This window comes from Gordonia sp. IEGM753 (genome assembly GCF_050321825.1).
Classification (GTDB): Bacteria; Pseudomonadota; Gammaproteobacteria; order Pseudomonadales; family Pseudomonadaceae; genus Aquipseudomonas.
Genome location: NZ_JBNQGB010000003.1, coordinates 315,047 through 327,407, shown reverse-complemented (window position 1 = coordinate 327,407; position 12,361 = coordinate 315,047). Strand labels below are relative to the sequence as shown.

The 12,361-nt window shown below is 58.7% G+C and carries 14 protein-coding genes; 10 read left to right on the top strand and 4 right to left on the bottom strand.

Going from position 1 to position 12,361, the window contains the following annotated elements; translation table 11 throughout:
* Positions 1 to 285 precede the first annotated feature (285 nt).
* A complete protein-coding gene (argH, locus tag ACQR3R_RS18440) occupies positions 286 to 1,680 on the top strand; it encodes an argininosuccinate lyase (protein ID WP_428273984.1) in 1,395 nt (464 codons plus the stop codon).
* 92 nt (positions 1,681 to 1,772) lie between these two features.
* On the opposite strand, the gene ACQR3R_RS18435 is transcribed toward argH, so the two are convergent.
* On the bottom strand, positions 1,773 to 2,432 hold the full coding sequence (locus tag ACQR3R_RS18435; RefSeq protein ID WP_428273982.1) for a glutathione S-transferase N-terminal domain-containing protein: 660 nt from the start codon (positions 2,430 to 2,432) through the stop codon (positions 1,773 to 1,775).
* 124 nt (positions 2,433 to 2,556) lie between these two features.
* Between ACQR3R_RS18435 and ACQR3R_RS18430 the strand changes: the two genes are divergently transcribed.
* The 3 genes from ACQR3R_RS18430 (at position 2,557) to ACQR3R_RS18420 (ending at position 6,329) form a co-directional block, all read left to right on the top strand.
* Positions 2,557 to 2,841, top strand: a complete 285-nt coding sequence (locus ACQR3R_RS18430) for a hypothetical protein (protein WP_428273980.1) — start codon at positions 2,557 to 2,559, stop codon at positions 2,839 to 2,841.
* Between the two features lie 194 nt (positions 2,842 to 3,035).
* Entirely contained in the window at positions 3,036 to 3,281 is a 246-nt protein-coding gene (locus ACQR3R_RS18425) for a TIGR02647 family protein (protein WP_428273978.1), read from the top strand.
* 204 nt (positions 3,282 to 3,485) lie between these two features.
* A complete protein-coding gene (locus ACQR3R_RS18420) occupies positions 3,486 to 6,329 on the top strand; it encodes a class I adenylate cyclase (protein WP_428273976.1) in 2,844 nt (947 codons plus the stop codon).
* Positions 6,330 to 6,334: 5 nt separating this feature from the next.
* Here the strand turns inward: ACQR3R_RS18420 and rnk are convergent, their stop codons facing one another.
* From rnk to cyaY, 3 genes are all read right to left on the bottom strand, one after another.
* Positions 6,335 to 6,745: a nucleoside diphosphate kinase regulator gene (gene rnk, locus ACQR3R_RS18415; protein ID WP_428273974.1), complete on the bottom strand. Its 411-nt coding sequence runs from the start codon at positions 6,743 to 6,745 to the stop codon at positions 6,335 to 6,337.
* Positions 6,746 to 6,871: 126 nt separating this feature from the next.
* The gene (locus ACQR3R_RS18410; RefSeq protein ID WP_428274448.1) at positions 6,872 to 7,036 is read right to left on the bottom strand and encodes a DUF1289 domain-containing protein; all 165 of its coding nucleotides are present in this window, start codon (positions 7,034 to 7,036) and stop codon (positions 6,872 to 6,874) included.
* Positions 7,037 to 7,100: 64 nt separating this feature from the next.
* The gene (gene cyaY / locus ACQR3R_RS18405) at positions 7,101 to 7,433 is read right to left on the bottom strand and encodes an iron donor protein CyaY (protein WP_017341439.1); all 333 of its coding nucleotides are present in this window, start codon (positions 7,431 to 7,433) and stop codon (positions 7,101 to 7,103) included.
* 253 nt (positions 7,434 to 7,686) lie between these two features.
* Here cyaY and lptM point away from each other — a divergent pair, with 253 nt between their 5' ends.
* The 6 genes from lptM to ACQR3R_RS18375 are packed head-to-tail and all read left to right on the top strand — an operon-like array spanning position 7,687 to position 12,297.
* A complete protein-coding gene (gene lptM, locus ACQR3R_RS18400; RefSeq protein ID WP_428273971.1) occupies positions 7,687 to 7,863 on the top strand; it encodes an LPS translocon maturation chaperone LptM in 177 nt (58 codons plus the stop codon).
* 9 nt (positions 7,864 to 7,872) lie between these two features.
* The gene (gene lysA / locus ACQR3R_RS18395; protein WP_428273969.1) at positions 7,873 to 9,120 is read left to right on the top strand and encodes a diaminopimelate decarboxylase; all 1,248 of its coding nucleotides are present in this window, start codon (positions 7,873 to 7,875) and stop codon (positions 9,118 to 9,120) included.
* Positions 9,121 to 9,124: 4 nt separating this feature from the next.
* Positions 9,125 to 9,955 (top strand): diaminopimelate epimerase, encoded by an 831-nt coding sequence (gene dapF, locus ACQR3R_RS18390; protein WP_428273967.1) that lies wholly within the window; start codon positions 9,125 to 9,127, stop codon positions 9,953 to 9,955.
* 13 nt (positions 9,956 to 9,968) lie between these two features.
* Positions 9,969 to 10,694, top strand: coding sequence for a DUF484 family protein (locus tag ACQR3R_RS18385; protein ID WP_428273965.1), 726 nt, complete (start codon positions 9,969 to 9,971; stop codon positions 10,692 to 10,694).
* Between the two features lie 2 nt (positions 10,695 to 10,696).
* A complete protein-coding gene (xerC, locus tag ACQR3R_RS18380) occupies positions 10,697 to 11,596 on the top strand; it encodes a tyrosine recombinase XerC (RefSeq protein WP_428273963.1) in 900 nt (299 codons plus the stop codon).
* Positions 11,593 to 12,297 carry an HAD-IA family hydrolase gene (locus tag ACQR3R_RS18375; protein ID WP_428273961.1) on the top strand — a complete coding sequence of 235 codons (705 nt, stop codon included), beginning with the start codon at positions 11,593 to 11,595 and terminating at the stop codon, positions 12,295 to 12,297. The genes xerC and ACQR3R_RS18375 overlap by 4 nt, the downstream gene beginning before the upstream one ends.
* Positions 12,298 to 12,361: the final 64 nt, after the last annotated feature.

Genomic DNA, 12,361 nt, shown 5'->3' with positions numbered 1-12,361 from the left:
CGCCATAGGGTTTGCTGATACACAATATGAACACCCCCTCTTCCTATAGTCAGGCGCAACATTCAAAAGTGCGCGGATCCTACTGTCCAACTGTAGACGGTTGCTGGGACGATATTGCTCAATTGAAAAATATCGTTATGCAAACTGCTCAAGCTCAAGGGTTGAGTATGGACCGCGCCATAAGAAAAAAACGTATCGACCAGTGTCAACGACAGGATTGGCAACCCTGTTATTATTCGCGCCAGCTTCCAACGCCATTTTTCTTCAGCCGATACGAGCGAATTCATGAGCACTGACAAGACCAATCAGTCCTGGGGCGGCCGCTTCAGTGAACCCGTCGACGCCTTCGTCGCCCGCTTCACCGCCTCCGTCACCTTCGACCAGCGCCTGTATCGCCACGACATCATGGGCTCGATCGCCCACGCCACCATGCTGGCAAAGGTCGGCGTGCTGACCGATGCCGAGCGTGACAGCATTGCCGATGGCCTGAAGACCATCCAGGGTGAAATCGAGGCTGGCCAGTTCGACTGGCGCATCGACCTCGAAGACGTGCACATGAACATTGAGGCGCGCCTGACCGACCGTATCGGCGTGACCGGTAAAAAATTGCACACCGGGCGCAGCCGCAACGATCAGGTGGCCACCGACATTCGCTTGTGGCTGCGTGACGAGATCGACCTGATCCTGGCCGAAATCACTCGCCTGCAAACAGGTCTGCTTGAGCAGGCAGAGCGCGAGGCAGGTAGCATCATGCCAGGGTTCACTCACCTTCAAACCGCACAACCAGTCACGTTCGGACACCACATGTTGGCCTGGTTCGAAATGCTCAGCCGCGACTATGAGCGCCTGGTCGACTGTCGCAAGCGCACCAACCGCATGCCGCTTGGCAGCGCGGCGCTGGCCGGCACCACCTACCCGATCGACCGCGAATACACCGCACAATTGCTGGGCTTCGATGCCGTCGGCGGTAACTCGCTGGACAACGTTTCCGATCGCGACTTCGCCATCGAGTTTTGCTCGGCGGCGAGTATCGCAATGATGCACTTGTCCCGGTTCTCCGAAGAACTCGTTCTGTGGACCAGCGCGCAATTCCAGTTCATCGATCTACCGGACCGGTTCTGCACCGGCAGTTCGATCATGCCGCAAAAGAAAAACCCTGACGTGCCGGAGCTGGTTCGCGGCAAGACCGGGCGTGTGTTCGGAGCATTAATGGGTCTGTTGACCCTGATGAAAGGCCAGCCGCTGGCCTACAACAAGGACAATCAGGAAGACAAGGAGCCGCTGTTCGACGCCGCCGACACTTTGCGCGACTCGCTGCGGGCCTTTGCCGACATGATCCCGGCGATCAAACCAAAGCACGCGATCATGCGTGAAGCGGCCCTGCGCGGCTTCTCCACCGCCACCGACCTCGCCGATTACCTGGTACGCCGCGGCCTGCCATTCCGTGATTGCCACGAAATCGTCGGCCATGCCGTGAAGTACGGTGTGGAAAGCGGTAAAGACCTGGCGGAAATGAGCCTGGAAGAGCTGCGCAAATTCAGCGACCAGATCGATCAGGATGTGTTCGCCGTACTGACCCTGGAAGGCTCGGTGAATGCGCGCGACCATATCGGCGGGACTGCGCCGGCACAGGTCAAGAAGGCAGTGGTTCGAGGTCAGGCGCTGCTCGCCAGCCGCTAACAGCATCGCGAGCAGGCTCGCTCCCGCTGGGTTCACGTAATCCCGGTGGGAGCGAGCCTGCTGCGATGACTGACTTCAATGCGCCACGACGCTCATTTCTTGGACGCGACCATCGCCATGAATGCCGGCATCGCCGCTTCCTTGTCTGCCGCGATCCGCTGCACATGCGGATTCTGTTCCAGACGCTCCAGCAATGCTTTGGCCGCCGGCATTTCTGCCAACAGGTCCAGGCCAAACAACTTCTGTCCTACTGCACACGCCAACGGCACGCTGTAGAGGAAATACAAATCCGCCACGCTCAAACTGTCGCCTGCTACATACGGGGCGAATTTGCCGTGCCTGGCGAGTGAGGCGAAGCCCAGTAGCAACTCGGCTTTGGTCTTGTCCTTGATCGCATCCGGCACCGGCATGCCGAAGAACGCTTCGCCATAACTGGCCCGCCCGGGCAACTCGATGTACAACTCGATTTCCTTGGCCAGCGCCAACACTTGCGACCGCTCGAACGGATCGATAGGCAACAGCGGCGCGCCCGTTTGGGTCTGCTCGATGTACTCGAGGATGACCATGGTTTCGTTGATGAAGCCCTGTTCGGTGCGCAGCACCGGCACCTTCCCCCGCGGGCTTATGGCCAGCGCTTCAGGGCTGGTGCCTGCGTAAAACGGCACTTCTTCGAAGGGCAGGCCTTTTTCCAGGAGCGACAGTTTGACCATGTTGTAGTAATTGCTGACACAAAATCCATAAAGCTTGAGCATGGTGAAGCCTCCAGGCCGTGCGGGGTTGGCAGTGCCTGTTTATAGAACGCCCGAGGCTTTCTTGCCAGCAGCATCACAACGCTGAATGCAGGTAAACTGGCCGCCTTAACTTCAGGAGCCTGCCATGAGCGAGCCAAGCGACATCGATAGCGACGAAGAAGAATTCGCTGAAAACACCCTGATTGAAGCCATCGAGAACCAGATCGAAAGCGACAATCCGCCAGCCGCCAAGGCAACGTTCAACAAACTGACCTTGGTGGGTTACGAACGAGAAGAAATTCTTAGCCTGATGGCGCACGTCCTGGCAGTAGAAATCGACGCCATCCTCGAAGAAGACCGCGCTTTCAATACCCAATGGTACGAAACCGCACTGCGCGCGTTGCCAGAGCTGCCACCGGAAAAGAAATAACCTTAAAGGATCGCAGCCTGCGATTGTTTGAATTTCAGCGGCCATTTTCCAGACGCTGACTACACTGGTACGCATTCCGTTATCAGGGAATGCCTACCCAGGTAAAAAACCCTGATGCGAGCACTGGACATGCCGCACGAGTGCGCTCACCTTAGTGGCGCTGTCGTCCAATTCCTAGAAAGTCTGGAGTCCTTATGTCGCTTACCCCTGAGTTGGTTGCCGAACTGGAAATCCTTGCCCTCTTCAACCTGGACAGTTCCCAGGAAGGTTTGAAAATTCATCAAACCGCTGCCCCAAAAGCCATTGCCGCTGCCCAACGCCTGTATGAAAAAGAACTGATCGATCAGCCTGACGGTGGTTATCTGACCAGCCTGGGCCGTGACGCCGCGCAAAGTGTACAAATCCTGCTGACCATTCTGAACGTCGAAGAAACAGCCTGAACACCCCCGAATCGCCCCCGGAAACCCCAGCTGCGGGATTTCCGCGGGCAAACGGGCTATCTGCGCCGCCAGGCGCTGTCGCGCTGCGATAGATATCTGACGCCAGAAATACAAAATCAGCTTAAAAGTACCGGGGCCGAGGCGCTAAACTGCCCCTCATCCGCAGACCCCACGTCCGAGCTTAGCGAGCCGGTTTGAGCTGAAATGACCCGCAACCATGAAATCCGTCCCGACCTGGACGAGGGAATCGACCGCAAGGTTCTCAGCCAGTTGCGCGCACGCTTTTTGACGCTCAATGAAAAACGCATGGCTCGCGCCATGGAAGGACTTTCTACACGCCAGCAAGGCGTGTTGACGCTGTTACCGCTGTTCTTCCACGTCAACCATCCGCTGTTGCCAGGTTACGTTTCAGGCAGCACGCCGGCCGGACTATCGAATTACGAACCTGATGCCAATGTGCTTGCCGAAGCCCTGCGCCTGACTCGCTCTTTTTCCTACAAGCCACGCCACGGCAGCAATCCACCACGGCCCATCCATGGTCTGTTTCTGATGGGGAGCCTCGGCACACTGGCGCAAGCGGATCAAAGCGACATGGACGTGTGGGTCTGCCACGGGCCGGACCTGAGCGAAACCGAACTCATCGAGCTGCGCAAGAAATGCCAGTTACTTGAAACCTGGGCCGCCAGCCAAGGCGCCGAAGCGCACTTCTTCCTGATCGACCCGGTGCGCTTCGTGCGCGGTGAGCGCGACACTCAGTTGAGCTCCGAAAACTGCGGCAGTACGCAGCATTATCTGTTGCTGGACGAGTTCTATCGCACGGCCATCTGGCTGGCGGGGCGCACGCCAATCTGGTGGCTGGTGCCGGTTTACGAAGAGGCAAGCTACGACCGCTATACCCACACGCTCCTTTCCAAACGTTTTATACGTGCCGACGAAACCCTGGACCTGGGAAACATGGCTTACATCCCGCCCGGTGAGTTCATCGGCGCCGGGCTCTGGCAACTGTTCAAGGGCATCGAGTCTCCTTACAAATCGGTCCTCAAGTTGTTACTGACCGAGGTCTACGCCAGCGAACATCCACGGGTTCACTGCCTGAGCCTTCGCTTCAAGGAAGCGGTGTTCGCCAATCAACTCGACCTGGATGAGCTTGACCCGTATGTCGTGGTTTATCGGCGTATCGAGGAATATCTCACCGCCCGTGGCGAACCGCAGCGCCTGGAACTGGTGCGTCGAGCGCTGTACTTGAAGGTCAATCGCAAGCTCACAGGCAACAGCCGCACTCAAAGTTGGCAACGCTCGCTGCTCGAACGCCTGGCTCACGAATGGCAATGGAACCCGCGTCAGCTAGCGCTGCTCGACAGCCGCAGCCAGTGGAAGGTCCGTCAAGTCAGCGCGGAACGTCGGGCCCTGGTCAACGAGCTGAATTACAGTTATCGCTTTCTGACCGAGTTCGCTCGCAGCGAGCAAACAGTCAGCCTGATCAACAAACGCGACCTCAGTGTGCTGGGCCGGCGTTTGTACGCGGCCTTCGAACGCAAGGCCGACAAGGTCGAGTTCATCAACCCGGGTATCGCCCCGGACTTGGCAGAAGACACGCTGACGCTGGTGCATGCGCCGGACAAGAAAGAGCCTGGGCAAACACAATGGGGGTTGTACAACGGCAGCCTGGCGACCCACGAGTGGGAGCATTTTGCGCCGATCAAACGCAACCGGCAGTTGCTCGAGCTGCTGACCTGGTGTCATCGCAACGGTGTCATCGACAGCAGCACTCGCCTCGCTTTGCACCCTGGCACCAGCGACTTGAGCGAGTTCGAACTGTTCAATCTGCTTGGAAGCCTGCAACAGAGCATCGCCTTGCCCCTGCCCACGGTTGCCGAGGAGCCCTTGTTACGCGCCAGCGTGCCAAGCGAAGTACTGATTCTGGTAAACGTCGGCATTGATCCGCTCAAGCATCACCGCGACCTGAATATCTTGATGACCACCGAGCGCACGGATTCATTGAGTTACGCCGGGGTTCGGGAAAACCTGGTCCTGACATTGGACCAGGTCACGCTCAATAGCTGGAACGAGGTGATGGTCAACCGCTTCGAGGGTCCTCACGCCTTGCTCGACTGCGCACGTGATTACCTCAACAACCTGCCGAACAGCCCACAACAACCCTCGTTGCGCGTGCGTTGTTTCTGCCACAACCGCGCTCAGTTCATCGCCCGGCGAGTGGAAGAGATCCTCGACACCGCGCAAAACCTGTTGCTGAGCAAGCTCAATCACCGCTACCTGATTCAGGTGCAGCAGCATTACCACGTGCTGGAGTTGGTACCTGGCCAGGTCAATCATGTCGCCCTGGACAATTTGCCGGCGCTGATGGAATACCTGGGTGAGGAACTGGCGAGCTACAGCCCATTGCACCTGGATGCAAGAGCGTTGGAAGGCAACGACCTGGCGATGATTCTGCCAATGGGTCAGCCCGAGTGCATTCAGGTGTTTTACCGGATCAACGAGGATCTGGCCGACGTATACGTGCTGGATGAACTGAATGCCTTGTGGCAACAACGTCTGCCCTATCACGACGAGCAGAGTCTGATGGTGCCACTGCAGCGCTTTCTGCAATCGATCCAGTACCGACGCGAAGCCTTGCTGCCCATGGAAGCAGCCCAACCGTCCGGTTTCGACACCTTGTATTACCAGTTATTGCCATCGGGCACTGGCCGGGCTCGCCGGGTTGAAGCTCGATCAGCCCCGCAAACCCCGGTCAATAAACCGTTTTATGACGTGCAGGCAATCATCGGCAAAGCCACCCCGGGCAAGGTGCAAGTGACGCTGTACTGCAATCAGCAGGAGTTTTCGGAGTTGGAGCATGGCGACCAATTGTTCAGCGTGGTCGCCCGGGAAATTGTCGCGCAGCGCAGCGAGGTCGAGCGATACCGCTGCTACATCACCGATCTGGACCTGTCGGGCCTGCTCGGTGATGGTCAGAGCTCAAGCAATCTGTATCTGCGCTACAAGGCAGACTTGGAGCGCGCGTTGAACGAAGCCCTCGAGCAAGTCTGAGGGCTTTATTCGGTGAACTCGCCGCCATTGGTAGGCTGCGATTCGACTTCGAGCAGGGTCAGTTTCAAGGTTTTACCGCCCGGCGCTGGCCAGTCGATGTGCTGGCCAACCTTCAGCCCGAGCAGTGCGCTACCGACAGGTGCCAGAACGGAAATCTTGCCTTCATCGGCATTGGCATCCTTCGGATATACCAACGTCAGGTGATAGTCCTTGCCACTGCTTTCTTCACGGCAATGGACGCGCGAATTCATGGTCACGACATCGGCAGGCACTTCATCGTGACCGACCAGGGTATCGGCGCGGTCCAGTTCGGTTTGCAGCGCGATAACGCCTGGCAGCGTGTCATCCAGGCTGTCAATCAGACGCTCCAGACGCTGAACGTCCAGACGGGTAAGGGTAATGGAAGGTGCGGTCATGATTCGGGCAGACTCCTTTCTTCTGCACAGAAAAAGCAAAACCCCGCCAGAAAAAGGCGGGGTTTTCACGAGCCTCGATGGGTTGAGGCGTAACCGGACACTATCACAGCTCAATAAATATACAAGTCAGGCGCCGGCGACGTGTTTACGCTGCGAAGCCTGCGCGCAAATCACCCGCCGCCGCTCATCATCGGCCGAACGCCATTCGCGGATATCTTCGACATGGCGAAAACACCCCAGACAAACCTTTTGCTCATCCAGCCGACACACGCCGCTGCAAGGCGAAGCCACTGCAGGGCTGACATTGCTGTAAAGCGGCTTCGGCGGACGAACAGGCGCAGGCTGGCTCACAACTTCACAGACCTTCGAAATCAAATTCGGCACCGGCCTGTTGCTTGACGATGCGTTCCAGCATTTCGCCCAGTTGTTCTTCGCTCTTGTCACACATCCAGCGCTCACTTTCTTCGTCGTAGTCGAAGTGAAAACCGCCCGACACCGCCGCCAGCCAAAGCTGACGCAAGGGTTCCTGACGGCTGAAAATCAGCTGGCTGCCGTTTTCGAACTTCACGGTCAACACGCCAGCGGAGCTCTCCAGATCAATATCCAGGTCACTCTCGTCGAAAATATCCTCCAGCGACTGCTGGGTGGCATCGACCAGATCGTGGAAGCGGGCTTCGGTCAAACTCATTACGGCAACCTCAAAAAGTGTCTACTCACGCTCAAGCGCCGCAAGATACGGGCGAGCCCCGGTGATTGCAAAGGATAACGACCAAGGGCCGATATAGGTACATCAAACACAGCACCTGTGGGAGCAAACCTTTGTCGCAAGGGGATAAGTCCCTTCACCACAAGGCCCGCCGGACGGGAGGCACGTCGCATAGGCAAGCTGCCGGGTGGCCGGTATACTCCGGCGCAATTAACGCATTTTCAAGGATTTCGCCATGAAGCGCCTGATCTCTTCCTTTGCTGCCCTCGCCGCGGTTGCTTGTCTTGTGTCGGCTTGTGGTCAAAAGGGCCCGCTGTATTTGCCTGACGATACTCAGGATCCTGCCGAGCAGGCCAAGTCGTCGCAGCAGCAGCCGGCTTCCAAAGCACACAAGCACGACGTCTACCAATAAGGGAACGCCATGGACGCTTTTAACTACCGTGGCGGTGAGCTGTTCGCGGAAGGTGTTGCCCTGTCCGCCATTGCCGAACGCTTTGGCACACCGACCTACGTCTACTCGCGCGCCCACATCGAAGCCCAGTACCTGGCTTACGCCGATGCACTGGCCGGCATGCCGCACCTGGTGTGCTTTGCAGTCAAAGCCAACTCCAACCTCGGTGTACTGAATGTCCTGGCACGATTAGGTGCTGGTTTTGACATCGTGTCCCGGGGCGAACTGGAGCGTGTGCTGGCCGCTGGCGGCAGCGCCGACAAGATTGTGTTCTCCGGTGTCGGCAAAACCCGTGACGACATGCGTCGCGCACTGGAAGTGGGCGTGCATTGCTTCAACGTCGAATCTACTGACGAGCTGGAGCGCCTGCAAATCGTGGCCGCCGAGTTGGGCGTTCGCGCGCCAATCTCGCTGCGCGTGAACCCGGACGTCGATGCGGGCACACATCCGTACATCTCCACCGGTCTCAAAGAGAACAAGTTCGGCATCGCCATCGCTGATGCCGAAGACGTGTACATCCGTGCTGCGCAGTTGCCTAACCTGGAAGTGGTGGGCGTTGATTGCCACATCGGTTCGCAACTGACCACGCTGCCGCCGTTCATCGATGCGCTCGATCGCCTGCTGGACCTGGTCGACCGTCTCGGCGAATGCGGCATCTACCTGCGCCACATCGATCTCGGTGGTGGCCTGGGCGTACGTTATCGCGATGAAGAGCCACCCTTGGCTGCCGACTACATCAAAGCAGTGCGCGAGCGCCTCGACGGTCGTGACCTGGCGCTGGTGTTCGAGCCGGGCCGCTTCATCGTTGCCAACGCCGGGGTATTGCTGACACAGGTCGAGTACCTCAAGCACACCGAACACAAAGACTTCGCCATCGTCGACGCCGCCATGAACGACTTGATCCGTCCGGCGCTGTATCAAGCCTGGATGGACGTCACTGCCGTGCGCCCCCGCGATACCGCTGCACGCGCCTACGACATCGTCGGGCCGATCTGCGAGACCGGCGACTTCCTGGCCAAGGATCGTCAGCTTGCGCTGGAGGAAGGCGACTTGCTGGCCGTGCATTCCGCTGGCGCTTATGGGTTTGTCATGAGTTCCAACTACAACACTCGCGGGCGTACCGCTGAAGTGCTGGTGGACGGTGATCAGGCATTTGAAGTGCGTCGCCGTGAGACGGTAGCCGAGTTGTTCGCTGGCGAAAGCCTGCTGCCGGAGTAAAACCATGCTGCTGCGTTTTACCAAGATGCACGGCCTGGGCAATGACTTCATGGTTCTCGACCTGGTCAGCCAGCACGCGCACATCCTGCCCAAACACGCAAAGCTATGGGGCGATCGGCACACCGGCATTGGTTTCGACCAGTTGCTGATTGTTGAAGCGCCGAGCAACCCGGATGTGGATTTCCGTTACCGGATCTTCAACTCCGATGGCTCCGAGGTGGAACAGTGCGGCAATGGTGCGCGCTGTTTTGCGCGCTTCGTGCTCGACAAGCGCCTGACCGCAAAACGGCAGATTCGCGTCGAGACCAAAAGCGGCATCATCGAGCTCGACATCCGCAGCGACGGCCAGATCAGCGTCGACATGGGCCCACCGCGCCTGATACCGGCCGACATTCCGTTTGTGGCGACCGAACAGGCTTTGAGCTACCAGGTTGACGTCGATGGCACACCGGTCGAATTGGCCGCCGTGTCGATGGGCAACCCGCATGCCGTACTGCGGGTCAACGATATCAACAATGCACCGGTGCATGAACTGGGACCGAAAATCGAACATCACCCGCGCTTCCCCGCGCGGGTCAATGTCGGTTTTCTCCAGGTCATCGACCGCAATCGCGCGCAGTTGCGCGTCTGGGAGCGCGGCGCCGGGGAAACCCAGGCGTGCGGCACCGGCGCTTGTGCTGCTGCAGTGGCCGCGATCAGCCAGGGGTGGATGGATTCGCCACTATTGATCGACTTGCCCGGCGGGCGTCTGTCCATTGAATGGGCAGGCCCAGGCCAACCGGTTTTGATGACCGGCCCGGCAGTGCGTGTATATGAAGGACAAGTGCGTCTTTGAGTGAGTTAAAACCATGACCGATAAGCCCCAGGTTCCCGCCCGACAGCCCGACGAATCCCCTTCCGAAAGCCTTGAGGCGGCGGCAATTGCCGCGTACCTGGAGGCTCATCCGGATTTCTTCATCGAGCACGAAGAACTGCTCCCGGCGTTGCGCATCCCGCACCGGCGTGGCGACACGGTGTCCTTGGTCGAGCGTCAGATGACCATTCTGCGCGATCGCAACATCGAGTTGCGCCATCGTTTGTCGCACTTGATGGACGTGGCTCGCGATAACGACCGCCTCTTCGATAAAACCCGTCGCCTCGTTCTTTCGCTGATGGACGCCGCCAGTCTGGAAGACGTGGTGATCAGCGTTGAAGACAGTCTGCGCCAGGATTTCCAGGTGCCTTTTGTCAGCCTTATCCTGCTTGGCGACAACCCGATGCCCGTGGGCCGCTGGGTCACTCACGCCGACGCGCAAACGGCCATCGGCGGTTTGCTCTCAGAAGACAAAAGCGTCAGTGGCAGCCTGCGTGAGCATGAACTGGATTTCCTGTTCGGCGAAGAGCAGCGCAAGCAGATCGGTTCCACAGCCGTCGTCGCCATCAGCCACCAAGGCATTCACGGTGTCCTGGCCATCGCCAGCCGTGATCCACAGCATTACAAAAGTTCGGTCGGGACGCTGTTCCTGAGCTACATCGCCGAAGTCATGGGCCGCGTGCTGCCACGGGTCAACAATCCCCTACGCTCGGTACGCTGATCATGGAACGGCAACTGGACGCTTACTGCGAACACCTGCGCAGTGAGCGACAGGTGTCGCCTCATACGTTGTATGCCTACCGCCGCGACCTCGACAAAGTGCTGGGCTGGTGCGTTAAACAGAACATCGGCAGTTGGGCCGCACTGGACATCCAGCGCCTGCGCAGCCTGATCGCCCGCCTGCACTCGCAAGGCCAATCGTCGCGCAGCCTGGCCCGCCTGCTGTCGGCGGTGCGCGGTCTGTATCACTATTTGAACCGCGAAGGCCTTTGCGACCATGATCCGGCGAATGGTCTCGCGCCGCCAAAAGGCGAACGCCGTTTACCGAAAACCCTCGACACCGATCGCGCATTACAGCTGCTTGAAGGCGCGGTAGAGGATGATTTCCTGGCGCGCCGGGATCAGGCGATCCTGGAGCTGTTTTATTCCAGCGGATTGCGGCTTTCGGAACTGACCGGGCTAAATCTCGATCAACTGGACCTGGCTGACGGGATGGTTCAGGTGATCGGCAAGGGCAGTAAGACCCGACTGTTGCCGGTGGGCCAAAAGGCTCGCGAAGCCCTGGAGCTTTGGCTGCCTCTACGCGCATTGACCAACCCGGCGGACGATGCAGTGTTTGTCAGCCAGCAGGGCCGACGCCTGGGACCTCGGGCAATTCAAGTGCGGGTCAAGGCTGCCGGCGAACGCGAGCTGGGCCAGAACCTGCACCCGCACATGCTGCGACACTCTTTTGCCAGCCATTTGCTGGAGTCTTCGCAAGACTTGCGGGCCGTGCAAGAGTTGCTCGGCCACTCGGACATCAAGACCACGCAGATCTACACCCACCTGGACTTCCAGCATCTGGCGACGGTTTACGACAGCGCCCATCCACGGGCCAAACGCATTAAGGGCGATGACTCATGACCATCCAATTGATCACCTTCGACCTCGACGACACCTTGTGGGACACCGCCCCGGTGATCGTCAGCGCCGAAGCCGTACTGCGTGAATGGTTGACCGAACACGCACCGAATCTGGGCGCGGTACCGGTGGAGCATTTGTGGACGATTCGCGAGCGTATTCTGAGCAGCGAGCCAGGCCTTAAACATCGCATCAGTGCATTGCGCCGCCAAGTGCTGCTTCACGCACTGCAAGAAGCCGGCTACCCCCACGCCGAGGCGTCTGAACTGGCCGATCAGAGTTTTGAAGTGTTCCTGCATGCACGCCATCAGCTCGAAGTCTTTCCTGACGTGGAGCCGACGCTGACGACGCTGGCCAAGCATTACGCCCTTGGCGTCGTCACCAACGGCAACGCTGATGTGCGTCGGTTAGGGCTGGCGGATTACTTCAAGTTTGCGTTGTGCGCCGAGGACATCGGCGTCGCCAAACCGGATGCGCGACTGTTCCATGAAGCATTGCAGCGTGGCGGCGCAACGGCCGAGACGGCGGTGCATATCGGTGATCATCCCGGCGATGACATTGCCGGAGCCCAGCAGGCAGGATTGCGGGCAATCTGGTTCAACCCGCAAGGTAAGGCGTGGGAAGCACCAAAAGCGCCGGATGCAGAGATTGGCAGCTTGACCGAGTTGCCAGCGTTACTGGCGCGCTGGAACGCCAAACATTGACCTTGAACTCACCAACCGACCCACAGGGGATCATCGCCGGCTCCTGATTTCATCTCGTCCATGA

Excerpts from the sequence above, each read along its gene's own strand:
- ACQR3R_RS18420 (WP_428273976.1), top strand. The coding sequence starts at position 3,486 with ATGACCCGCAACCATGAAATCCGTCCCGACCTGGACGAGGGAATCGAC.
- cyaY (WP_017341439.1), bottom strand. The coding sequence starts at position 7,433 with ATGAGTTTGACCGAAGCCCGCTTCCACGATCTGGTCGATGCCACCCAG.
- lysA (WP_428273969.1), top strand. The coding sequence starts at position 7,873 with ATGGACGCTTTTAACTACCGTGGCGGTGAGCTGTTCGCGGAAGGTGTT.
- lptM (WP_428273971.1), top strand. The coding sequence starts at position 7,687 with ATGAAGCGCCTGATCTCTTCCTTTGCTGCCCTCGCCGCGGTTGCTTGT.
- ACQR3R_RS18425 (WP_428273978.1), top strand. The coding sequence starts at position 3,036 with ATGTCGCTTACCCCTGAGTTGGTTGCCGAACTGGAAATCCTTGCCCTC.
- ACQR3R_RS18435 (WP_428273982.1), bottom strand. The coding sequence starts at position 2,432 with ATGCTCAAGCTTTATGGATTTTGTGTCAGCAATTACTACAACATGGTC.
- ACQR3R_RS18385 (WP_428273965.1), top strand. The coding sequence starts at position 9,969 with ATGACCGATAAGCCCCAGGTTCCCGCCCGACAGCCCGACGAATCCCCT.
- ACQR3R_RS18375 (WP_428273961.1), top strand. The coding sequence starts at position 11,593 with ATGACCATCCAATTGATCACCTTCGACCTCGACGACACCTTGTGGGAC.
- rnk (WP_428273974.1), bottom strand. The coding sequence starts at position 6,745 with ATGACCGCACCTTCCATTACCCTTACCCGTCTGGACGTTCAGCGTCTG.
- xerC (WP_428273963.1), top strand. The coding sequence starts at position 10,697 with ATGGAACGGCAACTGGACGCTTACTGCGAACACCTGCGCAGTGAGCGA.
- dapF (WP_428273967.1), top strand. The coding sequence starts at position 9,125 with ATGCTGCTGCGTTTTACCAAGATGCACGGCCTGGGCAATGACTTCATG.
- argH (WP_428273984.1), top strand. The coding sequence starts at position 286 with ATGAGCACTGACAAGACCAATCAGTCCTGGGGCGGCCGCTTCAGTGAA.
- ACQR3R_RS18430 (WP_428273980.1), top strand. The coding sequence starts at position 2,557 with ATGAGCGAGCCAAGCGACATCGATAGCGACGAAGAAGAATTCGCTGAA.